The organism is Anaeromyxobacter sp. K (genome assembly GCF_000020805.1).
GTDB classification, from domain to species: domain Bacteria; phylum Myxococcota; class Myxococcia; order Myxococcales; family Anaeromyxobacteraceae; genus Anaeromyxobacter; species Anaeromyxobacter dehalogenans.
Genome location: NC_011145.1, coordinates 493,712 through 518,733 on the forward strand (window position 1 = coordinate 493,712; position 25,022 = coordinate 518,733).

A 25,022-nucleotide genomic window follows, 5' to 3' on the forward strand; every position below is an offset into this window, starting at 1 on the left:
CGCCGGCGTGCACGGAGGACGCATGATGTCGGCTGAGGCGATGACGGCGGGCCAGGGCGCGTCGAGGTACTTCCGCGTGGAGGTCGCCGGCGGCGTGGCGACGCTGGTGCTCGACGAGCCGGGCGAGCGCGTGAACACCGTGCACCCCGAGGCGATGCGGGAGTTCGCGGCCCACCTCGACCGGCTGGAGAAGGACGAGGCGGTGAAGGCCGTCGTGGTCGCCACCGGCAAGCCCGACGTGTGGGTGGCCGGCGCGAAGGTCGAGCTGATGCAGGAGGCGAAGGACGCCGCCGAGGCGGAGCGGCTGTCGCGCGACGGCCAGGCGCTGTTCGACCGGGTGGAGCGCTGCCGGAAGCCGGTGGTGGCCGCCATCCACGGCGCCTGCCTGGGCGGCGGGCTGGAGTGGGCGCTCGCCTGCCACTACCGGATCGCCACCGATCACCCGAAGACCTCGCTCGGCCTGGTCGAGGTGCAGCTCGGCCTCATCCCGGGCGGCGGCGGGACGCAGCGGCTCCCGCGGCTCATCGGCATCCAGCCGGCGCTCGACCTCATCCTGGCGGGCAAGACCGTGAAGGCGCGGAAGGCACTGAAGCTCGGCCTGGTGGACGAGGCGGTCCCGCCGCCGCTGCTGCGGCAGGTGGCGCAGGAGCGCGCCGCCGCGCTCGCCTCGGGCAAGCTGCGCCGCGCCCCGCGCCGGGACGCCGGGGCGGTGGCCCGGGTCACCCGCGCCGCCCTGGAGGAGAACTTCCTCGGCCGCGAGGTCCTGTTCCGGCAGGCGCGGAAGCTCACGCTCGCGAAGACGAAGGGGCACTACCCGGCGCCGCTGCGCGCCCTCGAGGCCATCGAGCACGGGTACGCGAAGGGCTTCGAGAAGGGGCTGGAGAAGGAGGCCGAGCTGTTCGGGAAGCTCGCCATGACGCCGGAGGCGCACCGGCTCATGGAGATCTTCTTCGCCACCACCGCGCTCAAGAAGGACAACGGGGTGGACGATCCCGCCGTGAAGGCGCGCCCGGTGTCCGCGGTGGGCGTGCTCGGCGGCGGCCTCATGGGCGGCGGGATCGCCTACGTGACCGTGAACGCCGGCCTGCCGGTGCGCCTGCGCGAGCGGGACGACGCCGCGGCGGCGCACGGGGTGGCGGCGGTGCGCGGCGTCCTCGACGAGCGGGTGAAGCGCCGGTCGATCGACCGGCTGGAGCGCGCCGAGAAGCTGCGCCTGCTCACCACCACCACCGACTGGTCCGGCCTGGAGCGGGTGGACGTGCTCGTCGAGGCGGTGTTCGAGGACCTGGCGCTGAAGCAGGAGATGGTGCGCGCGTTCGAGGCGGTGAACCCGACCGGCATCTTCGCCTCCAACACCTCCTCCATCCCCATCGGCCGCATCGCCGAGGCGTCCCGCCACCCCGAGACCGTGCTCGGGATGCACTACTTCTCCCCGGTCCACAAGATGCCGCTGCTCGAGGTGATCGTCACGCCGCGCACGGCGCCGGAGGCGACCGCCACCGCGGTGGCGCTCGGGAAGAAGCAGGGCAAGACGGTGATCGTGGTGCGCGACGGGCCCGGCTTCTACACGAGCCGCATCCTCGCGCCGTACATGAACGAGGCCGCGCACCTGCTGGTCGAGGGCGCGGCGATCGAGGACCTGGACCACGCGCTGGTGGCGTTCGGGTTCCCGGTGGGCCCCATCACCCTGCTCGACGAGGTCGGCATCGACGTCGGCGACAAGGTCGGGAAGATCCTGCAGGAGGCGTTCGGCGCGCGGATGGCGCCGCCGCCGGCGCTGCACGACGTGGTGAAGGCGGGGCGCCTGGGCCGCAAGAACGGCAAGGGCTTCTACACCTACGGCGGCAAGGAGAAGCGGGTGGACGAGACCGTCTACGACCTGCTGCCCGGGGGCCGCCGCCGCAAGCGCGTCGCCGCGGACGAGATCCAGGAGCGGCTGGTGCTGCAGCTCGTGAACGAGGCGGTCCGCTGCCTGGGCGAGGGCATCCTGCGCTCGGCGCGCGACGGCGACGTCGGCGCGGTGTTCGGCCTCGGCTTCCCGCCGTTCCGCGGCGGGCCGTTCCGCTGGGCCGACGCGGTGGGCACGAAGGCGCTGCTCGACCGGATGGAGCGGCTGCGCGCGCGGCACGGCGAGCGCTTCGAGCCGGCGCCGCTGCTCGCCGAGCTGGGCCGGGCGGGCCGGCCGTTCCACGGCGGCTAGCGCCGGCCGCAGGCGGCCCCGGAACGAGCGAGGCGAGCCGGGGGTGCCGGCTCGCCTCGCGTGCTACGGGGTGTCGCGTGAGCGGGGCGGGCCGGAGCCCGCCCCGCCCTCGCGGCTAGTTGAAGATCGAGAAGATCTTCGCGATGGCGGCCTCGTAGTCGGCACCGGCGGTGGCCGACGAGGTCTCCAGCAGGAAGCCGAACGTGGCCGCGTGCTGGTTGAACGACGCGAGGTCACTCGCGGCGTCCGCGTTGATGTCCTGCGACCGGTGGCACGAGCCGCAGGCACGGCTGGCCGGGCCGGAGACGTACATCGGCACGGCGCCGATGGTGCGGTCCCAGCTCGTGTTGGCCGCGGCCTTCGAGAACACGCCCGGCAGCGACTTCGTCTGATCCGGGACCTCGAACGTGCCGTCCTCGTGGCAGGACTTGCAGTTCAGGATCGTGAAGTTCGGGTAGGCGGAGCCGATGTGGTGCTCGTACTCCATCTTCTCGACCGGGTTCGCGAAGTCGACCCCGGCCACGTCGAACACCTGGAACGAGTGGATGGCGTGGACGTAGGAGTCGATCGACCGCGACTGCATCTCGAGGTGCGAGCCGCCGTCGCGCGGCGTGTGGCAGATGCGGCAGGCGACGACGCCGGCGCTGCCGTACGACGGGCTGTGGAACGTGGTGCCGAGCGACTCGTGGCACGCGTTGCACTTCGCCGTGTTCACGATGGCCTTGCCGTACGCGTCGGCGTCAGGGACGATCGCGTTGGCGGCGAGGTCGAACGTCACGCTCTTGCCGGCGACCGCGATGGCCGCGTTGGTGGCGCTGACGGCCGCGCCCTGGTCGAGGCCGAGGACCGGCAGGAAGGCGATCTCCACCTTCTGCACCGTGCCGTCGGCGATCAGGTTCGCCCACAGCGTCAGGTCGGCGACGGCCGTCCACTCGGCCTGGCCCGCGGCCGCGGTGGCCGGGGTGACCGTGAGGCGGTCGCTGTTGGCCGACTTGGTCGGGTCGCCGCGCTGGACCGCGCCCTCGGACCACTCGAGGTTGCGGGTGCCGTCGGCCTGGCCGTTGTGGCCGCTGACGTACATGTCCTTCGTGCCGTAGCCGTACAGGCCGGCGACCACGGTGGGCTTCACGAGCGCGTCGGCGTCGGCGCCGGTCACCGTGAACTTCACCGTCAGCTTGTTGGTGGCGCTGTCGAACGTCGCCGAGGAGACCGCGGAGGTGATGGCGGTCGCGTACTTCGTGGCCGCGTCCTTGTAGATCGCCTTGTTGTAGCCGGTGTGGATGACGCTGAACACCGGGCCGATGCCGCCGGCCTTGTGGCAGTCGTTGCAGGCGATCTGCGTCGCGTAGAAGTCCGTCGGGTGGTACGGCATCACGCTGACGACGTCCTTCAGCGCCGGGGCGTTCGCGCCCGTGCCGGTGACCGGGTGGCAGCTCTTGCAGGTCTTCACCGTGAAGTTCGCGTCGGTGAGGATCAGGTCGAGCTTGCCCTCGTGGCAGGTCACGCAGTTCGCCATCGACTGCGGGTACGGGAACTCCATCGCGTGCGACATGTGCGTGTCGTTCACGATGGTCGCGGTGTAGGCGTACTTCGTCATCTGGTCGGCGCTGTAGATCGTCTCACCCGACTCGTCCGTCTGCAGCGCGGCGGCCGCGGCCGGGTCGTCGCCGAGGATCTGGAACACGAAGTCCGTGCCCTCGCGCTGGTCGGTGTGGCAGGCCTTGCAGGCCACCATGTCCTGGAGGCCGTTGACGGTCGCCTGGCGGTAGCCGTGCTTCGCGTACGGCGCCGGGTGGCACTTCTCGCAGCCGGCGACGTTCGCGGCGGACGTGTACGACCAGGTGCCGTAGGTCACGCCGGCGCTGGCCACGTTGTCCATCAGGTTGTAGTGCCCCTCGGCCGGCAGGATCAGCTTGTCGCCGAGGTACAGGTACACGAACGCGTTCGACGCCTCGGGCGCGAAGGCCGCGGCCGTCTTGGTGGCCGTGTACTGGCCGTTCGCGACGTGCGCCGGCGTGCCCCAGCTGAAGGCCGTGGCGGTCGTGAACGTGTTCGTCGCGGTGTCGAACTCGGTCGCCGTGAAGCGCTTCTGCTTCAGCGCGGCGATCCCGGCCGTGTACGGCTGGCCGTTGACGGTCACGTTGAAGGTCAGCGTGGAGTCGAACGTGCCGGCCGCGGTGCCCGGGACGCTCACGACCGTGATGTTGGAGATCTGCAGCTTGGAGGTGGCCGGGTCGAGGCCGTCGGTGAAGTTGTCGTAGATGGCCTGGTGCTGCCCACCGGCGGAGCCGTGGCACACCGAGCACGACTCGGGCTTGGCGGTGGCAGTGAGGTCCTGGCCCGGCTGGCCGGGCTGTCCGGGCTGTCCGGCCTGGCCATCCTGGCCGGCAGGACCCTGGGGACCGACGTCGCCGTCAGAACCCTTGCACCCAGCAAGCGCGAGCACGCCGGCGAAGAACAGCGCGCCGCTGTACCGCATGACATTTTGCATGGCGTGAAGCTCCCAAGCGTGGATAGGGCAATATCGCCCCCGAATCCGATCGCGGCGCGAGTCTACCAAGGCGAAACCGATTGGCCAGACGATTGTCTATTTTTCCGTCGGCGCTCCGCGTCGGATCCACAATCCATCGGGATTCCGTGCGTTTCGGGCCTGCGACATCATGCCCGGGTCGGCGAGATGGGGGTGGGCGCTTTTGTCCAGGCGGCAATCTGGATGTGCGCTTCGGATGACCGCAATCAACCGTGATCGGCCGCAACGGGATGGCGGGCGGCCGGATCGCGGATCGGGTGCGAGCCCTGATCTCGCGGCGTTTTGGCGCGATCGCCGCGGCGGGCGCCCCGCGGCGATCCGCCGCGGGCATTGCGCCGCATGCGCGCAATCGCGCGCCGCTGCGCGGGCGCGTGCCCCTCCGCGTTAGGCAATCGAGGCGAAACCCGGAGTGACCACGGCGCGGTGCGCGCCCGCCCGTGCACGCACGGGAGCGCCCGGCGGGCCGGCCCGGCGGCGGGTGGTCACGGCCCCGGCGCCGACAGGATTGCGCAGATCTCTCGCAGCCATTTCGCGCGCGCCAATCGCCACCCGACGCGGGCGGCCAATGTGTGCCGCGGCTCCGGACCGCGGCCGGCCGCCGGAGCGCCCGGGCGGCGCCCGCCGCCCGCCCGCTCCCCCGGCGGCCGGGGAGGCCGGGGACGGAGGCGTCGGGCAGGCGGTCGGCTTAAGATGCCGCGCCAGAGGGCCCCCTTGAAGCTCCGCCACGTCCTTCCGCTCATCATCGGCTTCGTCTTCGTGCCCGCCGCGCTCATGCTGACGGTGGGGATCCTGATCCTCGTCTACGGCTCGGTGGCCCGGGACTACCTGTTCGGCATCCTGATCGTGTCGCTGGTCGGCACCACCATCATCGGCAGCGCGGCCACGCTGGCGGTGCTGTTCCGCGAGGCCCGGGTCGCGAAGCTGCAGACCGACTTCGTGAACAAGGTGAGCCACGAGCTCCGCACCCCGCTCACCTCGATCCGCATGTTCGTGGAGACGCTCCAGCTCGGCCGCCTGCAGGACCCGCAGCGGCAGCGCGAGGCGCTCGAGATCGTCGCCGAGGAGACCGCGCGGCTCTCCGGCCTCATCAACCGCCTGCTCGACTGGGCGCGGATGGAGTCCGGCCGGCGCGTCTACGAGCTCTCCCGGCAGCCGCTCGGCCCGGTCCTCGACGCCGCGCTGGCGGCGTTCGAGCCGCAGCTGCTGCACCACCCGGTGCAGCTGGAGCGGGACCTCCCGCCGCGGCTGCCCTCGGTGATGGCGGACCGCTCGGCGCTGGTCGAGGCGGTGCTGAACCTGCTCAACAACGCGTTCAAGTACACCGGGCCGGACAAGCGGATCCGGCTCTCGGCCGTGGCGAGCGGGCCCACCGTGACCATCGCGGTGACCGACAACGGGCCCGGGATCCCGCAGCGCGACCAGAAGCACGTGTTCGACAAGTTCTACCGGGCCTCCGACCCGCTCCGGCGGACGGTGGAGGGCACCGGGCTCGGGCTGGCGATGGTGAAGCACATCGTGGTCGGGCACGGCGGCAAGGTGTCGGTGGAGAGCGAGCCCGGGTGCGGCGCGACGTTCCGCATCGCGCTGCCCGTGGCCGGAGGGAACCATGGCTGAGCGGATCCTGGTGATCGAGGACGACCCCTCCATCCTCCGGGGCCTGCAGCTCAACCTCGGGATGGAGGGCTACACCGTCCGCTCCGCGACCGACGGCGAGACCGGGCTGCAGCTCGCGCGCACCGAGCAGCCGGATCTGGTGGTGGTGGACGTGATGTTGCCGCGCATGGGCGGGCTGGAGGTGGTCCGCGAGATCCGCAAGGAGGATCCCGAGCTCCCCATCCTCATCCTGTCGGCGAAGAACCAGGAGACCGACAAGGTGGCCGGGCTCCAGCTCGGCGCCGACGACTACCTGGGCAAGCCGTTCGGGCTGAAGGAGCTGCTGGCGCGCATCGACGCGCTGCTGCGCCGGCGCCGCGCGCGCGGCGAGGGCGTGCAGCCGAAGGCGATCCGCAGGGCGGGGGGCATCGAGCTCGACCTGGACGCGCGGCGCGCGCTCGTGGATGGCCGCGCCCTCGACCTGACCAGCCGCGAGTTCGACCTGCTCGCCTTCTTCGTCACCCACCCGGACCGCGTCTACTCGCGCGAGCAGCTCATGGAGGCGGTGTGGGGCTCGCGCTACTTCGGCACGGCCCGCACGGTGGACAACTTCGTGGCCCGGCTCCGCGCCCACATCGGCGACGACGCCGAGCAGCCGCGCCACCTCGAGACGGTCCGCGGCATCGGCTACAGATTCAATGTCTGACGGGGCTGCGCCCCGCCCCACGGAGCGGAGCTCCGCGGGGCCCCACCCTGCTGCGCGGGGCCCGTGACCTCGCGCGCCCGCATTCGCGGGCTCGCGCGAGGTCCCCGCGGGCGCGCCTCGCGGCGCGCGGTCCGCGACTGGCTGCTCCCTCAGCCGGCCAGCGCGGCCCGCACGGCCGCCACCAGGGCCTCGTCCTCGGCCGGCAGCACGGTGCGCGGGTCGAGCACCACGCGATCCTCCTCGATGCGGCCGACCACCGGCGGCTCCCCGCGGCGCAGCCGGGCGGCGAGCGCGTCGGGGGCGCCGGGCAGCGAGAGCACGGACGTGGGGAGGGTGACCTCGGGCAGCGAGCCGCCGCCCACCGCGGAGCGGCTCGGGCGCACCGCGCAGCCGGCGCCGGCGGGCCCTAGCGCCGCGAGCCAGCCGCGCGCCCGCGCCTCCAGCGCCTCCGGCGCCGCCGCGATGGCGCGCCACACCGGCACCTGCTCGAGCGCCTCGCCGCGCTCGTAGTGCGCGAGCGTGGCCGAGAGCGCCGCGAGCGTCACCTTGTCCACCCGGAGCGCGCGCATGAGCGGGTGGCGCTTCACGCGCGCGATCGCCTCGCGCGTGCCGCACAGGATCCCGGCCTGCGGGCCGCCCAGGAGCTTGTCGCCGGAGAAGCACACCAGGTCCGCGCCGGCGCGGATCCGCTCCTGCACGGTGGGCTCGATCCCCAGGCCGAACGGCGCCGTCTCGAGGAGCGTGCCCGAGCCCAGGTCGTCCACCACCCACAGCGCGCGGCGGCGGCCCAGGTCCACCAGCTCCTCGAGCGGCGTGTCGTGGACGAAGCCGGACAGCCGGAAGTTGGACCGGTGCACCGCTAGCAGGATGCGTGTGCGCGGGCCGACCGCCGCCTCGTGATCGCGCAGGTAGGTGCGGTTGGTGGTCCCGACCTCGACGAGCGCGGCCCCCGAGCGGCGCAGCACGTCCGGGATGCGGAAGCCGCCGCCGATCTCGACGAGCTGCCCGCGGGACACGATCACCTCGGGGAGGCCCGGCTCCGCCTCGCCGCGGCCGGGTGCGGCCAGCGGGCGCACCCCCGCCTCCCCACCGCCCGACCGATCCGGCGGCGCGTCCATCAGCGCGGCGAGCGCGAGCATGACCGCCGAGGCGTTGTTGTTCACCGCCACCGCCGCCTCGGCGCCGGTCAGCCGGCACAGCGGCGCCTCGGCGTGACCGTACCGGTCGCCTCGCTCGCCGGCGACCAGGTCGTACTCGAGGTTGGTGTAGCCCCGGGCCGCCCGGCCCATGGCCGCGATGGCGTCATCGGACAGCGGCGCCCGACCCAGGTTGGTGTGGATCACGACGCCGGTGGCGTTGACCACCGGCCGGAGCGACCCGCGGGCGTCCTCGCGGAGCCGGTCCAGCAGCCCTGCCTCGATCGCCTCCGGGGAAGGGCAGGGCTCCCCCGCCAGCACCGCCGCCCGGTGGCGGTCCAGCTCGGCCCGGACGGCCTCGAGGACCGCGCCGCGCCCGAGCTTCTCGACCATGCCGGCCTGATCCGCCGCCTCCACCAGCCGATCCGTCCGCGGGAGCCCTCGCAAGGCCGCGCCGGCGGGCCCGGGGGCGAATTTTGGAGTGGTCATGTCCGCATGCTCCGGGAGGTTTTCGGCCGACAAGACCCTTGCTAGAGCGGCTCTATGAAGGTAATCCTTCGCCCCACTCTATGCCCTCGATCGTACCCTCTCCCGCTGCGGCAGAGTCCTATCTGTGGGCCATCATCCTGTTCCCGCTCGCGGGCGCCATCGTCAACGGTCTCACCGGCCGCAGGCTCGGTCGCGGGAACGTGACGGTGATCGCGATCGGCGTGATGGTGGGCGCGTTCCTCGTCTCGTCGGTCGCGTTCTACCACGCGCTGACGGGCACCGTGCTCCGCTTCCGCGGTGATCCGTGGATCCAGGTGACCGGCGCCGACGGGCGCACGATCATCTCGATCGGCTGGGGCCTGCTCGTGGACCGCCTGTCGGCGACGATGATCATGGTCGTCACCGGCGTGGGCACGCTCATCCACGTCTACTCGGCGTCGTACATGTCGCACGAGGACGACGCGGGCTACGCGCGCTTCTTCACGTACCTGAACCTGTTCGTCGCGGCGATGCTCACGCTCGTCCTCGGCGACTCGCTCATCCTCACCTTCGTCGGGTGGGAGGGCGTGGGTCTCTGCAGCTACCTGCTGATCGGGTTCTGGTACACCGACCCGGCCAAGGCGTACGCCGGCCGCAAGGCGTTCGTCACCAACCGCATCGGCGACTTCGGGTTCCTGATCGGGGTGTTCGCGCTGTTCTCGATCTTCGGGACGGTGGGCTACGCCGACCTGCAGTCGCTCGCGCACGGCGTCGATCCCGCCGCCGCGATCCAGACCGGGGTGTTCGCCGGCCGCACCTACCAGGCGGCCGTCACGTTCGCGCTGATCGGACTGTTCGTGGGCGCGTGCGGCAAGAGCGCCCAGCTGCCGCTCTACGTGTGGCTCCCCGACGCGATGGCCGGCCCGACGCCGGTCTCCGCCCTGATCCACGCCGCCACCATGGTGACCGCCGGCGTGTACCTGGTGGCGCGCAACGCCTACCTGTTCTCGCTCGCCCCGGCGGCCATGGCCACCGTGACGCTGGTGGGCGCGCTCACCGCGCTGTTCGCGGCGCTGATCGCGTTCGTCCAGACCGACATCAAGAAGGTCCTCGCCTACTCCACGGTCAGCCAGCTCGGCTTCATGTTCATCGGCGTCGGCGTCGGCGCCTGGTGGGCCGGCGTGCTGCACCTCGTCACCCACGCGTTCTTCAAGGCCTGCCTGTTCCTCGGCGCCGGCTCGGTCATGCACGGCATGAACGAGGACACCGACATCCGGAACATGGGCGGCCTGGCGAAGAAGATGCCGCACACCGCGGCGACCTTCGGCATCGCCACCCTGGCCATCACCGGCTTCGTGCCGCTGTCCGGCTTCTTCTCGAAGGACGCCATCCTCGGGAACGCGCTGTTCAGCCACAACCCGGCCTGGCACCAGGTCGGCCAGATCGCGTACGTGCTCGGCTCGCTCGCCGCGCTCGGCACCGCGTTCTACATGTCGCGCCTGTTCTTCCTGACGTTCACCGGCAAGCCGCGCACCGCGGCGGCCGCGCACGCGCACGAGTCCTCGCCGGTCATGTACGTGCCGCTGTGGGTGCTCGCGATCCTCTCGATCGTGGCGCTCGTGCTCGGCCTGCCCGGCCACGGCCCGCTCGCCGAGGTGTTCGCGCGCTTCACCGAGCCGGTGTTCGCCGCCGGCACCGAGCGGCTCCACGAGGTCGGCCACCTGCACGCCGGCGCGCACCCGGCCTGGCCGTTCGCGGTGGCCTGGGGCCTCGCGGCGGTGGGCACGCTGGTCGCGTTCCTCATGTACGCGGGCGCGCTCCGCTCCGCCCCGGCCGCCCTGGCCCGCACGTTCCCGCGCCTGTACCAGTTCGCGGTGGACAAGTTCCGGGTGGACGAGCTGTACCAGATGGTCGTCATCGAGCCGCTCAAGACCGCCGCCTACCTGCTCTGGCGCATCGTGGACGTGTTCGCCATCGACGGTCTGGTGGTGAACGGCGTGGCGCGGCTGGTGGGCTACGCGGGGGCGGTGCTCCGGCTGGCCCAGAACGGCGACGTGCAGCGCTACGCCGCGATCATGGTGGTCGCCGCCGCCGTCATCCTCTGGACCGTGGTCGGCGCAGGAGGGCGCTAGCTCGTGAACCTGCTCACCGTCGTCACCTTCCTCCCGCTCCTCGGCGCGCTCGCGATGGTGCTCGTCCCCCGGGACGAGCCGTCGCAGCACCGGGCGCTCGCGCTGGTCGCCTCGCTCGTCACGTTCGCGCTGTCGCTGGGGCTCTGGTTCGGGTTCGACGCGAGCCCGGGCGCGCCCGAGTTCCAGTTCGAGCTCATGGTCCCGTGGATGCCCACCATCGGCATCGGGTTCCACGTCGGCATCGACGGCGTCGCGCTGCTCCTGTTCATGCTCACCACCGTGCTGATGCCGGTGGTGGTGCTCTCCGCCTGGAAGGCGGTGGGCGACCGCGTGAAGGAGTTCATGATCGCGCTGCTGGTGCTCGAGAGCGCCATGCTCGGCACGTTCATCGCGCTCGACCTGGTGCTCTTCTACGTGTTCTGGGAGGCGATGCTCATCCCGATGTACCTGCTCATCGGGATCTGGGGCTCGCAGAACCGCCTCTACGCGACCGTGAAGTTCTTCGTGTACACGTTCGCGGCCAGCGTGCTGATGCTGCTCGCCATCCTGTACGTGTACTTCCACGACGGCGGCACGTTCGACTACGTCGAGGCCCGGCGCGCGCTGGCGGTGACGCCCGGCGCCGCGAGCTGGCTGTTCCTGGCGTTCGCGCTGGCGTTCGCGGTCAAGGTGCCGATGTTCCCGCTGCACACCTGGCTGCCGGACGCGCACACCGAGGCGCCCACCGCCGGCTCGGTGATCCTGGCCGGCGTGCTCCTGAAGATGGGCACGTTCGGCTTCTTCCGCTACGCGCTGCCGCTCTTCCCCGAGGCGGCGCTGCAGCACCGCAACCTGGTGGCGGTGCTGGCGGTCATCGGCATCATCTACGGCGCGCTCATGTCGCTCGTGCAGACCGACATGAAGCGGCTGGTGGCCTACTCCTCGGTCTCGCACCTCGGCTTCGTGATGCTGGGCCTGATGGCCCTCTCCGCCGAGGGGATGACCGGGTCGGTCTACCAGATGCTGAACCACGGCGTGTCCACCGGCGCGCTGTTCCTCCTCGTCGGCATGCTCTACGAGCGGCGCCACACCCGCCTCATCTCCGAGTACGGCGGCATCGCCAAGCGCGTGCCGGTGATCGCGGCGGCGTTCGTGATCGTGACGCTCTCCTCGATCGGCCTCCCCGGCACGAACGGGTTCGTGGGCGAGTTCCTGATCCTGTCCGGCACCTGGCTCTCGCGCCTGGGCGGCTCGGCGGTGTTCGCCACCGTCGCGGCGCTGGGCGTCATCCTGGGCGCGGTCTACATGCTGCTGCTGGTCGAGAAGGTGTTCTTCGGGCCGAACCAGAACCCGCAGAACCACCACCTCCCGGACCTCTCCGTCCGCGAGGGCTTCGTGCTCGCCCCGATGATCGCGCTGATCGTGGTGATGGGCCTGCTGCCCGGGCCGTTCCTGGCGCCGGCCAAGCCGGCGGTGGACCGCCTCATCCAGCGCTTCCAGGTGGCCGAGGCGCGCCTCGGCAAGGGCCCGCAGGTCGGCACCGCGGTCCCGGCGGTGATGGTGCGCGCGCCCGCGCCGGCCCCGGCGGCGGAGCCCGCCCCGCTGCCCGCGCCGGCGCCGGTCCCGCTCCAGCAGCCCGGAGGGAATTACTGACATGAGCGGCTTCCCGACCCAGGACTTCGTCGCGCTGGTCCCGGTGGCGATCCTCACGATGGGGGCGCTGGTCCTGCTGATGACCGAGGTGTTCCTCACCTCGGGCCGGCGGGCCTACCAGGCCTACCTGACCATGGTGTTCGCGGCCGCCGCCGCGGCGTACGCGGCCTGGATGCCGGTGCCCGGCAACGTGTTCGGGCGCCAGGCGGTGGTGGACAGCTTCTCGGCCTTCGTCACGGTGGTGCTGTGCGCCGGCCTGGCGCTCTCCGCCCTGGTGGGCCAGAGCTGGCTGAACGCCCGCAACTCCGAGCGCGGCGAGTTCTACGCGCTGGCGCTGTTCGGCACCGCCGGCATGGTGCTGCTGGGCATGGCCACCGACCTCCTCATCGCGTTCATCGCGGTCGAGGTGATGAGCCTCTCCACCTACTGCCTCGCCGCCTTCCTGCGGCGCGGCAAGAAGCCCGCCGAGGCGGCGTTCAAGTACGTGGTGCTCGGCTCGATCTCGTCGGCGCTGCTGCTCTACGGGTCGGCGCTGCTCTACGGCGCGTCGGGCTCGACGCTGTTCTCGGTGCTGCCGCGCGGCCAGGGCTCGGCGCTGTACCTCGCCGGCATCGCGCTGGTGGCCGGCGGCGTCGCCTTCAAGATCGCCGCGGTCCCGTTCCACGCCTGGACCCCGGACGTCTACGAGGGCGCGCCCACCCCGGTGACCGCGTTCATGGCCGCCGGCGTGAAGACCGCCGCGTTCGCGGTGCTGGTCCGCCTGTTCCTGGCCACCGAGAGCGGCTCGGCCGCCATGTCCACCTCGCTCGGCACGGTGCTCTCCGCGCTGGCCGTGCTGACGATGATCTTCGGCAACCTGCTCGCGCTGCCGCAGCGCAGCGTGAAGCGGATGCTGGCGTACTCGTCGATCGGCCACGCCGGCTACCTGCTGGTGGGCGTGGTCTCCGCGGTGGTGGCGGGCGCGCGCGACAAGGCGCTCGCGGGCCTGCTGTTCTACCTCGCGGCCTACACCGCCACCGTCATCGGCGCGTTCGCGGTGGTCGGGGCGCTGGAGCGGCGGACCCGGGGCGACTTCGAGCCGGCCGACGCGTGGGACCTGGACCGCTTCGCCGGCCTGGCGCGGCGCCGCCCGGCGCTCGCGTTCGCCATGGCGGTGTTCCTGTTCTCGCTCGCGGGCGTGCCGCCCACCGCCGGCTTCATCGGCAAGTTCTACATCTTCAAGGCGGCCATGGGCGCGGGCCTCTACGGCCTGGCCGTGCTGGGCGTGCTCACCAGCGTGCTCGGCGCGTACTACTACCTGCGCGTCGTCCTCTACATGTACTTCCTGCCGTCGAAGGACGAGGCCGGCGAGGTGGTGCTCTCGGCCCCGTCGCTCACCATCGCGCTCGCCGCGGCGGTGGCGGTGGTGGTCCTGCTGGGCGTGGTGGCCGACCCGATGGTCCGGCTGGCCCAGGCGGCGAGCGCCATCATCCTGTAGCGCCGGCGTACGCCTCACCTCACGCGCGGCGGCCGGGGCGACCGGGCCGCCGCGCCGTCGTCTCCGGGCGGCGCGCCGCGGGGGCGGCGGGGCGGGTGGGCCGGCTACTGCGCCGCGCGGCCCGCGTCGGCGAGCTCGGCTGCGCGGAACGGCTTCGGCAGCGCGGTGGCGGCGGGGTGCCGGCGGGCGGCCTGCTCGAGCACGTCGGCGTAGGGCCCGGTCATGACCGGGCGCGCGCCCGCGGCGGTGGCCGCCGCGAGCACCTCGTCGGCCCCGGGCATGTGGGCGTCCACCAGGCAGCAGTCCACGCCACCCGCGGCGAGGAGCGCGAGCGCCTCGTCGGCGCCCACGCACACCTCGACCCGGTGCCCGTCCAGCCGGAGCGCGATCGCGAGGGCCTCCCGGAAGTTCCGATCCGCATCCACGAGCAGGAAGCACTGCGCCATGGGGACGCTTCCGGGAGAAAAGAAAAAGAAGTGCAAAGCGCAGCTGAAGTGGCGGGGGGGGACCTACTTCAACAGGCTGCTTTGCACTTCTCCCTGTCCCGAAGAGCAATGACGATGCCAGCCCGCGCGCGCCCGCCTGCCCGGGAGGATAGGCCCTCTATCCGGGCACTTGCCCGCCTGGCCGGCGGGATCACTCCTGGACCGGATCCCTCGAAGGTCGGGGGCGTGATTTCGTAAGTGCAAGATGGCGTTGCAGAAGTGAAAACGGACCCGGGCCCCGACGCCCCCGGGGTCCGGCGACGCAACCCGTCAGGAGGTGACCGGAGGGTGCTCGCGCGCCTCGATGCCGAGGCGCTTCATCTTGCGCCACAGCGTGGTGCCGGAGATGCCGAGGTCGCGGGCCACCCGGCCGAGGTCGTTCCCGCAGCGCGCCAGCGCGGCGGTGATGGCCCGGCGCTCGGTCTCCTCCACCGCATCGGCGAGCGTCACCCCGGCGCCGCCCGCCGGCGCGGCCCGCGCCTCGATCTGGACGTCGGCGGCCCGGATCTCGCGGCCCGTGCAGAGCGCGGCGGCCTGCTCGATGATGTTCTCGAGCTCGCGGACGTTCCCCGGCCAGTCGTGGGCCACGAGCGAGGCGACCGCCTCCGGGGTGAGCACGCGCTCGCTGCCGGTGCGCTGCACGAAGCGCTGGAGGAAGTGGGCGGCGAGGAGCGGGACGTCCTCGCGGCGCTCGCGGAGCGGCGGGATGCGCAGCGGCACCACGTTCAGGCGGTAGAACAGGTCCTCGCGGAAGCGCCGCTCGGCGATGGCGCGGCGCAGGTCCTGGTTGGTGGCGGCGATGATCCGCACGTTGACCTGCACCGGGCTGGACTCGCCCACCCGGCGGATCTCGCCCTCCTGCAGCGCGCGCAGCAGCTTCGCCTGGAAGCCGGGGGAGGTCTCGCCGATCTCGTCGATGAACAGGGTGCCGCCGTTGGCCTCCTCGAACATGCCCCGGCGCGCGCGGGTGGCGCCGGTGAAGGCGCCGCGCGCGTGGCCGAACAGCTCCGACTCGAGCAGCGTGTCGGTGATGGCGGCGCAGTTCACCGGGACGAACGGCTTGTCGCTGCGGCGGCTGGTCACGTGGAGCGCGCGGGCCACCAGCTCCTTGCCGGTACCGGACTCGCCGGTGACGAGCACGGTCGCGTCGGTGGGCGCGACGCGCAGCACGCGGTCGAGCACCTCGCGCATGGCGGGCGAGCGGCCCACGATGTGCTCGAGGCCGTAGCGCTTGCGGAACTCCTCGGCGAACAGGTTCACTTCGCCGAGCAGCCGCCGCTTCTCCAGCGCCTTGGCGACGCGGAGCAGGACCTCGCTCTCCTTGAACGGCTTCGCCAGGAAGTCGTACGCGCCGCGCCGGATCGCCTCCACCGCCGACTCGATGGTGCCGTACGCGGTCATCACGATGACCTGCGTCTCCGGCGACGCCTGCTGCACCGCCCGCAGCACCTCCATGCCGTCCACGGTCGGCATGCGCAGGTCGGTGAGCACGACGTCGAAGCTCTCGTGCTGCACCCGCTGCGTGGCGGACGCGCCGTCCTCCGCCTCCTCCACCGCGTGGCCGGCCTGCCGGAGCAGGATGGCGGTGGTGGCGCGCATGTTCTTCTGGTCGTCGACGACCAGCACCTTGCCGCCGGTGGGCGGCTCGGCGATCCGCGGCGCCCGCGGGTCCTCCGGCGGAACGGGGTCGATCATGCGTCCCGGAATGTCAGCCAATCCCCGCCTCCTTTTCAACCGGGCCGCCGTCCTCCCCCGCGAGCGGGGTGAGCGGGAAGCGCAGCGCGAAGGCGGTGCCGGCGCCGGGCCGGCTGGTCACGGTCACCTCGCCGCCGTGCCCCTCGACGATCCGCCGCACCACCGCCAGCCCGAGGCCGGTCCCGCTCGCCTTGGTGGTGAAGAACGGCTCGAAGATGCGGCCGCGGACCTCGTCGGGGATCCCCGCGCCGGTGTCCTCCAGCTCGAGCACCGCGGCGTCGCCGTCCCGCCGCAGCCGCACGGTGAGCCGGCCGCCGCGCGGCATGGCCTGGACCGCGTTCACCGCCACGTTCACCACCGCCTGCCGCACCAGGCGCGCGTCCATGGGCACCTGCGGCAGCGCCGGGTCCACCTCGCGCTGGATCTGGATCGGCTGGCCGTTCTGCGCGAGCGCGGTGGCGAGCGCCTCCTCCACCACCCGGTCCAGCGGCTCGGGGCGGACCTCCGGCGTGGACGGGCGGGCGAAGTCGAGCAGGTCGCCGACGATCCGGTTCAGCCGGTCCGCCTCCTCGCCCACGATGTCGAGCAGCATCCGGGCGTCGCCCTGGGGGCGCAGCATGCGCCGGAGCGAGCCGAGCGAGTTGAAGATGACGCCGAGCGGGTTGCGCACCTCGTGGGCGACCACCGCCGACAGCTCGCCCAGCGCCGCGAGCCGCTCCTGCTGGATGAGCTGGCGCTGCGCGTGCGCCAGCTCGGCGTAGCTGCGGCGCAGGTCCTCGTAGAGCCGCGCGTTCTCCGCGGCGACGGCGAGCTGGTTCGCGATGGCGGCCCCCCGCTCGATCTCCGCCGGGCTGAACCGCCGGGGCCCGCGGGTCTCCAGGATCACCGCGGCGCCGATGTAGCGGTCGCGCACCAGCAGCGGCAGCCCGAGCATGGCGCGGATGGACGGGTCGAGCGACAGGTCCTCGCGCACCCGCGGATCGCGCGCCGCGTCCTCGATGGCGATCGGCTCCCGGCGCTCGAACACCAGGGCGGCGAGGCGCGGGGCGGCGGCCTCCACCGACAGGTCCACGCCCACCGCGGCCTGCGGCAACCCCCACACCGCCCGCACCCGGAGCTGCTCGCCGCCCGGGGAGGACAGCGCGATGACCGCGCGCGGCGCGTCCACGATGCGCGCCAGGTTCCGCACGCCCGCGTCGAGCACCTGCTCGAAGTCGAGCGTGGCCACCAGCGAGCGGCCCACCTCGTGGAGCAGCCCCAGCTCCTCGGCGCGCCGGCGGGTCTCCGAGTAGAGCCGCGCGTTGTCCACCGCCACCGCCAGCTGGCTGGCGATGGCCATGGCGCGCGACAGCTCGCCCGGCGAGAACGTCCGGTCCGTGGTGGCGGCGGCCACCAGCGCCACGCCCACCGGCTGGTCGCGCACGTGGAGCGGCACCGCCAGCAGCGCCCGGTCGGGCACGCCGGGCTCGGCGAGCCGCCCGGCGATCGGGGTGCGCGCCTCGAGCGCGTCCCGCGCCAGCGACCGCTCGGCGAGCGGCACCGAGGCCGGCCCGATGGGCGCGCCGCGGGTGGCCGCGCGCCGAAGCTCGCGCCGCCGGTAGTCGTCGAGCAGGATGGTGCAGTCGGAGCCCTGCAGCGTCTGCTTCAGGTGCTCGGCGCCGGCCGAGAGCACCTCCTCGAGGTCGAGCGACGAGGACACCACCCGCGCCACGTCGATGACCGTGGAGAGCTCGTGCAGGCGCCCGCGGGCCTCGGCGTAGAGCCGCGCGTTCTCGATCGCCACCGCGAGCTGGTTCGCGACCGCCGTGACCCGCTCCACCTCCGCCGGCGCGAAGCGGCGCGGGCGCTCGGTGTCCACCACCACCAGCACGCCCAGCGGCTCGCCGCGCAGCAGCAGCGGCGCCACGATGGCGGCGCGCGCCCGGTGGTACTCGACCAGCAGCCGGTTGAGCCCGGCGGCCTCGGCGTCGACGTCCTCCACCACGAACGTGCGCCGCTCGCGCACCGAGCGCCAGCTCAGCCCCTCGCCGCTGGCGAGCGCGGCGGAGGCCCGCTCCAGCGCGGCGGGGCCGCCCGGGCTGACGGCGGCGGCGCGCAGCGAGAGGTGGACGGGGTCGTACAGGTGGACCACGCCGACGCCGGCGCCGAGCAGCCGCCGCGCCGCCACCACGCCCTCGGAGAGGACGTGGTCGAGGTCGAGGGAGCCCGCCACCGTGCGGCTCATCTCGTTCAGCAGCGACAGGTCCTCGACCCGGCGGCTGGCCTCCGCGTACAGCTCGGCGTTCTCCAGCCCGACCGCCAGCTCGCCGCCGAGCGCGTTCGCCAGCGCCAGCTCCGGATCCGAGAAGCTGCGCCCGGCGTCGTCGAGGAGGAACAGGACGCCGCGCGTGGCCTGGCGCGAGGTGAGCGGGACGACCAGCAGCGCGGTGGGGGGCAGGTCCTCGCGGCCGCAGAGCGCGCTGCGCGGGTCGCGCGAGGCGTCCTCGGTCCAGGCCGGCGCGCCGCGGCGCAGCGCGTCCTCCGCCAGCAGGTCCTGGCCCGCCGGGATGCGCAGCGCCTCGGCGCGCAGCGGCCCGCCCCAGCCGCCCACGCCGCGCAGGCAGCGCTCCTGCGGGTCCACCAGCAGCACCGCGGCGCCGCGGCAGGAGAGGGCGCTCGCCACCTCGCGGCAGCCGTCGTCGAGCAGCGCCGGCACGTCCCCGGGCGCGTTCCCGAAGATGCGCAGCGCGAGCGCGTGCACCGCCTCCAGGTCGGACAGGCGCCGGCGGACGTCGGCGAACAGGCGCGCGTTCTCGACCGCCACGCCGATCTGCACCGCCATGGCCGAGAGCAGCGTCACCTCGCGATCGGCGAACGGGCGCGCGGTGCGGCGCCCGAGCACGATCGAGCCCACCGCGGACTGTCCCTTCGCGAGCAGCGGGACCGCCATGGCCTCCCGCAGCCCCTCGGCCTGCGCCACCTGGACCGCGGTGGGGTCGGCGTCGTCCGGGTACCGCGCCGGCGCGCAGCGCTTCACCGCCAGGCCGGGCAGGGACTCGCCCAGCCCGAGCCGGGCGGTGCGCCGCAGCGTCTCGGCCGAGAGGCCGTGGCCGGCCACCAGCGCGAGCCGCTCGCCCTCGCGGACGAACGCCGCGCCGGTGTCGGCCTGGAACGTCTCCACCACCCGGCGCAGCGAGGTGTCGAGCAGCAGCACCGGGTCGAGCTGCGCGCTGCCCATGGCCACGTCGTTGATGAGCGTGAGCTCGGCCACCCGGCGGCGGAGCGCGCCCAGCAGCCCCTGCGTCTCGACCGCGCTGGCCACGTGCGGGCCGACCGCGCCGAGCAGCCCGAGCCAGGGCCGCACCGCCTCGAGCGCCTCGCGGAACGCGACCACCATGACGCCGACGGCGCGCCCGCGGGCCACCAGCGGCACCCAGATGCCGGCGCGGATCCCCAGGGCGCGGAGCGCGTCGGCGCCGGACTCGGCGTCGTCCACCGGGACGGCGCGCGCCGCGCGGTCGCGCAGCACCTCGCCGATGCGCGCGGTGACGGGCACGCGCTGCAGCCGCGCCTGCACGTCGGGGCTCGTCCCGCTCGCGAACGTGCGGACGAGCTCGCGGCCGCCGTCCTCCACCAGGTACACGGCCACCACCGCGCAGCCGGTGGCGGAGGTCAGCACGGTGGTGACCTCGCCGAAGAACGTGTCGAGGTCGGGGGCGTCCCCCGCCAGCCGCCCGACCCGGTTCAGGAGCGCCAGGTCGGCGTTGTGGCGGGAGAGGTCGGCGATGGTCCGCGCCGCGTCGAGCGCCGCCGCGAGCTGCGCGCCGAACAGCCGGAGCGCACCCAGGTCCTCGCTCCGCAGCCAGCGCGCCGCGACGAGCAGCCCCAGCGCCGGGCCGGCGCGCGTGTCCACCCGGACCGCCACGGCGCGGGCGATGCCGATGGCGGCGATGGCCTCGCGCGTCGCCGCGGCGCGCGCCTCGGGCACGAACGCGGCCGCCTCGTTGGGGAGGTCGTCGGAGTAGGCGGCGCCCGCGTCCCACGCCGCGCGGAACATGGGCGGCCAGCGCCCGGGCTGCCCGTCCAGCGGCCGCTCCAGCGCGCGCTCCAGCCGCGCGGCCGCAGGGGGCGGCAGCGCCGACCAGTCCACCCGCAGCCCGCCGCCGTCGGGCCGCGCGAGCAGCACGAGCGCCGACAGCTCGTCGGCGGCGCCGCGCAGCCGCTCCAGCACCGCCGCCTCGCTGGGCTCGCGCTGGAGCGCCGCGCCCAGCGCCGCGAGCGCCTCCAGGCGCGGCCGCCGGGCCGCCTGCGCGGTCGCGTCGCGCACCTCCAGGATGACGTCGGCGCCGTGCACCCGGACGCGCAGCTCCACCGGCCGCCGGGTGCCGTCCGGCAGGAGGACGCCGACCTCGTACTCGGCCGGCGCCGCCTCGCCGCGCAGGCGCCGCTCGTGCCGCTCCACCACCCGCGCCACGTCCTCGGGCGCGACCAGGTCGAGCACGTCCAGCCCCACCATGTCCGGCACGGTGCGGCCGGCGAGCGCCGCGGCGCCCTCGCTCGCGTGCACGATCTTCCGATCGCGCACGACCAGCGAGCCGGCCTGGAACCGCTCCGCCATCAGCGTCCCTCGCCGCGCAGCACCCGCTTCTCGCCCACCCGCAGCGTGACCTTCTCGCGGTCGAAGAACTCCGCCAGCGGGATGACGTGCTTGCGGGTCGCGCCCACCAGGTCCTTGAACTCCTGGGTGGTGATCTGGCGGCGCTCCCGCAGCCAGGCCACCAGCTTCGCCTCGAGCGTCTTCACCGCCGCGGCGTCGAAGTACAGCTCCGACGAGACGCGGAGCGCGCGCCCCTCCGCGGCGAGCAGCTTCAGCACGGCCTGCACGTCCGGGGCGCTCGCGCCCACCGCGCCGGGCAGCTCGGCCAGCCACGGCGGGGTGAGCCCGCCCTTCGCCAGCGCGGCGGCGACCTTCTCCTTGAGCGCGCCGCCGGCGCTCTCGCCGCTCGCGGCCGCGTGGCCCTTCTCGCGGACCGCGTCGCCCTCCACCACCAGCTCGCCGCGCTCGGCGGCGTGCGCCAGCAGCCGCTGGAACAGCCGCGGATCGGTCACCGGCGGCAGCTTCCCGCGCAGCGCCTCGCGCCCCATGCCGGCCGCGAGCGGGTGGTCGCGGTGGAACGCCGCCACCGCCGCGGCCATCCGGCGGGTCAGCTCCTGCGCGACCGTCCCCGCCACGTAGGCGCGCCGCTCGCGGTCGAACAGCACCGCGCCGCCGCGCGCGCCGAGCCGGTCCAGCGTCGCCTGCGCGGCCTTCGGGGAGAGCGCGGTGCGCCCCACCAGCGCGGGCAGGTCGAGGCCGGCGGGTCCGGCCATGGCGAGCACCGTGGCGAGGCGCGCCTCCGGGTCGGCGCCGGCGAGGACCGCGAGCTGCGCGAGCGACTCCGGCCGCCCGCGGCGCCGCTTCGGCGCGGCCACCGCGAGCACCCGCCCGCCGCCGACCGTCTTGCCGCGCCCCTCCAGCACCGCGAACCCGCGCAGGATGAAGCGCTGCCCCGGCAGCGCCGCGGCCGGCTCCGCCAGCCGGAGCTGCGCGTGGGCGGTGGCGCCGGGCGCGAGCTCGGCGCGATCGAGGAGCGAGATGACCGCCGGGACCTGCGCCGTGCCCACGTGCAGGAGCAGCTTGGCGCGGTGGCGGAGCGGCTTCGGGGCCGCCGCGAGCAGCGTCAGCTCCGCGTCGAGGATGGACGACGGCGGCACGACCCCGGGGTGGACCAGCACCTGGCCGCGGCGGATGGCGGCGGGCTCGATGCCGGGCAGGTTCACCGCGGTGCGCTGGCCGGCGAGCGCGCGCGGGGTGGGCTTGCCGTGCACCTGGACCGAGCGGACCCGCAGCCCGTCGCCGCCGGGCGAGGCGGGCAGGAGCGCGGCGGCGTCGCCCTCGGCGATCTGCCCGGAGAGCAGCGTGCCGGTGACCACGGTCCCGAAGCCCTTCATCGAGAACGCGCGATCGATGGGCAGGAACAGCGGGCCGTCGGTGGGCCGCTCCGGCACCTCGGCGGCGAGCGCGGCCAGCGCGGCGCGCAGCGCGTCCAGCCCCTCCCCCGTCGCGGAGGAGACCGGGACGATGGGCGCGCCCTCCAGGAACGTGCCGCGCGTCACCTCGCGCACGTCCTGCTCGAGCAGCGGCAGCCAGTCCGCGCCCAGCTCCGGCAGCAGGTCGGCCTTGGTGACGGCGACCAGCCCCCGCGGCACGCCCAGCAGCCGGCAGATGTCGAGGTGCTCGCGGGTCTGGGGCATCACCCCCTCGTCGGCCGCGATCACCAGCACCACGAGGTCGATGCCGCCCGCGCCGGCCGCCATGGAGCGGACGAAGCGCTCGTGGCCGGGCACGTCCACCACGCCGGCCACCGAGCCGTCGGGCAGCGCCAGGTGCGCGAAGCCCAGCTCGATGGTGATGCCGCGCCGCTTCTCGTCGCGCAGCCGGTCGGTGTCGATGCCGGTGAGCGCCCGGACGAGCGAGGTCTTCCCGTGATCGATGTGGCCGGCCGTGCCGATGACGACGCGCTTCATGGCTCCCCGGCCGCGACCGGCTAGACCCCGACCTCGCCCGGATCCACGGCCGCGCCCAGCTGGTCGAGCTGGTAGTCCCAGGCGAACAGGATGAGCTCGTCGGTCTCGAACGCGTGGAAGTCGGGCCGGGCGCCGCTCGGGCGCACCACCAGGACCGCGGTGCGCACCTCGCGGGCGCCCGCCTTGCGCGCCACCGCCCGCGCCTTCGCGAGCGTGGCGCCGGTCGCGGCCACGTCGTCCACCACCAGCACGCGCCGCCCGGTCAGCGGCGGCAGCTCGGAGGCGGGGGCGCCGGGGCCGCCCGCGTCGCGGCGGCGCTTCTCGATGCGGACCGGCTGGAACTCGGCGCCGAGCGCGGCGGCGAGCGCCCCGCCCACGAACACGCCGCCCTTGGCGATCCCGACCACCACGTCGGGCCGGTAGGACTCGTGGATGCGCGCCGCGAGGCTGCGGGCCACCTCGCCGAACGCGGCCCAGCCGATCTCGCGCATCGCCTTCTTGGGCGCGCGGCGGAGGTGGGCGGGGGCGGCGAGCCGGTCCATCGCGAAGCCGTCGGCGACGCCCATGCCGAGCGGCTGCTCCGGACGGCGCTTCACCTTGGCGCGGGGCGCGGCGCGCTTGCGGGACGCGGCCTTGCGCGGCGCGGCGGCGCCGGTGCGGGCGGCCTTGCCGCGGGCGAGCGGACGCCTGCGGACGGTCTTCCTCTTCGTGGCGGAAGCGATGATGTCCCTCCGGGACTCGGGCCGCGGGCGGCCCGTGACGGGCGCCCGGAATCTACCACGCGGCGGGGCGGATGGCGCCGCTACCCGCCCTCCGCGTCCGCGTCCGCCAGCCGCCGGGCGATGTCGCGGAGCTCCGCCTCGCCGATCACGTAGCGCTGGCGGCAGAACTCGCAGGAGATGACCGCCTGCTTCTCCTCCGCGAGCACCTGCGCGATGCCGTCCCGCCCGAGCGCGGACACCGCCGCGCGGGCCCGCTCCGGGCTGCAGCCGCACCGGTAGGCGATCTCCTCGTCGGCGAGCAGCTCGAAGCCGTCTCCCGCCACCTCCCGGATGATCTCCTGTGCGGGGGCGCCGCGCGCCAGCGCGGCCCGGAGCGCGCCGTCGGCGAGCCGCTCGCGCGCCGCCTGGACCGCGGCCGCGTCGCCGTCGGGCAGCTTCTGGAGGAGCAGCCCGCCCACGTCGGCGAGCGGCTCGCCCTCGCGGCCCACCACCGCCAGGTCGAGCGCCGTCTCCACCTGCTCGCTCGCGGCGAACCAGCGGCGCAGGTCCTGGGCGACGTCGAGCGCCTCGAGCTCCACCGCGCTCCGGTAGTACTGGCCGCTCCCCGGGTCGCGCAGCACCGACAGGAACCCGGAGCCGCCCAGGGCCGCGCGCGCCGCGCGGGCGGGATCGCCGGGGAAGTGGACCGCCGGGCGGCGCACGTAGCCGCGCACGTTGCCGTCGCGGTCGGCGTCCACGAAGATCCCGCCCACCGGGCCGTCGCACTCGATCTGCAGGTTGACGCGGCCCTGCTCCTTCTGCAGGGCGCCGAGCAGCGCCCCGGCCGCCAGCCCCTGGGCGAACAGGTGGGCGCTCGTCGGGTAGAGCCCGTGGAGCACGCGCGCCATGCGGGCGGTGTCGCCCACGCGAACGAAGACGGCGCGGAGCCCGCGCTGCGGGAGGAGGCCACGGCAGAGGCGGTCGGTCATCGGCCGGATTCTGTTCGGAAAGCGCGCGGCGCGCCACCCCGCCCCTCGACGGCGCGCCGGCGCGACGCCCGGGACGAGCGGCCCTGGAGCGCCGCGCACCCGAGAGCACGGGCGGCGCCAGCGGCTCCCCGGAGCCGAAGGGCTCAGTCGGCCATGGTCGCGAGCAGGGCGAGCGCGAGCTGCGGCAGCGGGGGCGGCTCGTTCGCGGCGTCGCCGATGAGCTGCACGGTGGCGCGCGAGCTGGACGGGAAGGAGGCGCCGCGGCGCAGGCACGCCGCGTCGCCGCGGAGCTGGCCCGGCGCCTTGAGGCGCTTCGCGTCCACGGTGCAGTCGCCGAAGCGGGCCGAGAGCCGCTTGCCGTCGAGGTCGAAGCGGAAGCGGATGCCGTAGAACAGCCCCTCGCCGTGCGTCGCGCTGCCCTTCTGCGTGAGCACCAGGTTCACGTTCGCCCCGGTGAGCCGGCCCTCGCGGATCTCCAGCGCGATGTTGCGGCCGGCGAGGTCGCCGGCCCAGGTGCCGTCCTCGCGCCGGGTGAGGTTCACGGTCGGTCCCACGATGCGGCCCTCGTCGAACGCGGCGCTCGTCCCCATGGTGCCCCAGGCCAGGACGCGGACCTCGCCGGAGGGCTCGAAGGGCACGTCCTGGGCGCGCGCGGCGGCGGCCGCGAGCAGGCCGGCGCACAGGGCGGAGAGGCGCAGCAGGGTGGGGGTACGCATGGGGCGACGATAACGC

Annotated in this window: 15 protein-coding genes; 6 read left to right on the plus strand and 9 right to left on the minus strand. The window is 74.1% G+C overall.

Features of this window, described 5'->3' with window-relative positions; all coding sequences use genetic code 11:
* Positions 1–22 precede the first annotated feature (22 nt).
* A complete protein-coding gene (gene fadJ / locus ANAEK_RS02165) occupies positions 23–2,200 on the plus strand; it encodes a fatty acid oxidation complex subunit alpha FadJ (protein ID WP_012524511.1) in 2,178 nt (725 codons plus the stop codon).
* A 115-nt stretch (positions 2,201–2,315) separates the two neighbouring features.
* Here fadJ and ANAEK_RS02170 read toward each other — a convergent pair whose 3' ends face one another.
* Complete coding sequence (locus ANAEK_RS02170; protein ID WP_012524512.1) at positions 2,316–4,691, minus strand: cytochrome c3 family protein; 2,376 nt, start codon at positions 4,689–4,691, stop codon at positions 2,316–2,318.
* Positions 4,692–5,441: 750 nt separating this feature from the next.
* Here ANAEK_RS02170 and ANAEK_RS02175 point away from each other — a divergent pair.
* Both ANAEK_RS02175 and ANAEK_RS02180 read left to right on the plus strand, forming a co-directional pair.
* Positions 5,442–6,344 (plus strand): cell wall metabolism sensor histidine kinase WalK, encoded by a 903-nt coding sequence (locus ANAEK_RS02175; protein WP_041454014.1) that lies wholly within the window; start codon positions 5,442–5,444, stop codon positions 6,342–6,344.
* Positions 6,337–7,029 carry a response regulator transcription factor gene (locus ANAEK_RS02180; protein ID WP_012524514.1) on the plus strand — a complete coding sequence of 231 codons (693 nt, stop codon included), beginning with the start codon at positions 6,337–6,339 and terminating at the stop codon, positions 7,027–7,029. Before ANAEK_RS02175 ends, ANAEK_RS02180 begins: the two co-directional genes overlap by 8 nt.
* A gap of 149 nt (positions 7,030–7,178) precedes the next feature.
* Here ANAEK_RS02180 and selA read toward each other — a convergent pair whose 3' ends face one another.
* On the minus strand, positions 7,179–8,654 hold the full coding sequence (gene selA, locus ANAEK_RS02185) for an L-seryl-tRNA(Sec) selenium transferase (RefSeq protein ID WP_012524515.1): 1,476 nt from the start codon (positions 8,652–8,654) through the stop codon (positions 7,179–7,181).
* Between the two features lie 80 nt (positions 8,655–8,734).
* On the opposite strand from selA, the gene nuoL reads away from it, so the two are divergent.
* From nuoL to ANAEK_RS02200, 3 genes are read left to right on the plus strand one after another with little or no spacing between them, the layout of a single operon-like run.
* Positions 8,735–10,765 carry an NADH-quinone oxidoreductase subunit L gene (nuoL, locus tag ANAEK_RS02190; protein ID WP_012524516.1) on the plus strand — a complete coding sequence of 677 codons (2,031 nt, stop codon included), beginning with the start codon at positions 8,735–8,737 and terminating at the stop codon, positions 10,763–10,765.
* 3 nt (positions 10,766–10,768) lie between these two features.
* Positions 10,769–12,397, plus strand: coding sequence for a NuoM family protein (locus ANAEK_RS02195; protein ID WP_012524517.1), 1,629 nt, complete (start codon positions 10,769–10,771; stop codon positions 12,395–12,397).
* Between the two features lies 1 nt (position 12,398).
* The gene (locus ANAEK_RS02200; RefSeq protein ID WP_012524518.1) at positions 12,399–13,874 is read left to right on the plus strand and encodes an NADH-quinone oxidoreductase subunit N; all 1,476 of its coding nucleotides are present in this window, start codon (positions 12,399–12,401) and stop codon (positions 13,872–13,874) included.
* A 104-nt stretch (positions 13,875–13,978) separates the two neighbouring features.
* Here the strand turns inward: ANAEK_RS02200 and ANAEK_RS02205 are convergent, their stop codons facing one another.
* The 7 genes from ANAEK_RS02205 to ANAEK_RS02235 all read right to left on the minus strand — a co-directional run bounded on the left by ANAEK_RS02205 (position 13,979) and on the right by ANAEK_RS02235 (position 25,006).
* Positions 13,979–14,320 carry a response regulator gene (locus tag ANAEK_RS02205; protein ID WP_012524519.1) on the minus strand — a complete coding sequence of 114 codons (342 nt, stop codon included), beginning with the start codon at positions 14,318–14,320 and terminating at the stop codon, positions 13,979–13,981.
* Between the two features lie 309 nt (positions 14,321–14,629).
* Entirely contained in the window at positions 14,630–16,054 is a 1,425-nt protein-coding gene (locus ANAEK_RS02210; protein WP_157376667.1) for a sigma-54 dependent transcriptional regulator, read from the minus strand.
* Positions 16,055–16,067: 13 nt separating this feature from the next.
* Positions 16,068–20,651, minus strand: a complete 4,584-nt coding sequence (locus ANAEK_RS02215; RefSeq protein ID WP_012524521.1) for a GAF domain-containing protein — start codon at positions 20,649–20,651, stop codon at positions 16,068–16,070.
* Positions 20,651–22,600, minus strand: a complete 1,950-nt coding sequence (gene selB / locus ANAEK_RS02220) for a selenocysteine-specific translation elongation factor (RefSeq protein ID WP_012524522.1) — start codon at positions 22,598–22,600, stop codon at positions 20,651–20,653. Before selB ends, ANAEK_RS02215 begins: the two co-directional genes overlap by 1 nt.
* Before the next feature lie 20 nt (positions 22,601–22,620).
* Positions 22,621–23,196 carry a phosphoribosyltransferase gene (locus tag ANAEK_RS02225; RefSeq protein ID WP_232288346.1) on the minus strand — a complete coding sequence of 192 codons (576 nt, stop codon included), beginning with the start codon at positions 23,194–23,196 and terminating at the stop codon, positions 22,621–22,623.
* Between the two features lie 206 nt (positions 23,197–23,402).
* Positions 23,403–24,290 carry an Hsp33 family molecular chaperone HslO gene (locus ANAEK_RS02230; protein ID WP_012524524.1) on the minus strand — a complete coding sequence of 296 codons (888 nt, stop codon included), beginning with the start codon at positions 24,288–24,290 and terminating at the stop codon, positions 23,403–23,405.
* Positions 24,291–24,433: 143 nt separating this feature from the next.
* Positions 24,434–25,006 carry a hypothetical protein gene (locus ANAEK_RS02235; protein WP_012524525.1) on the minus strand — a complete coding sequence of 191 codons (573 nt, stop codon included), beginning with the start codon at positions 25,004–25,006 and terminating at the stop codon, positions 24,434–24,436.
* Between the last annotated feature and the right edge of the window lie 16 nt (positions 25,007–25,022).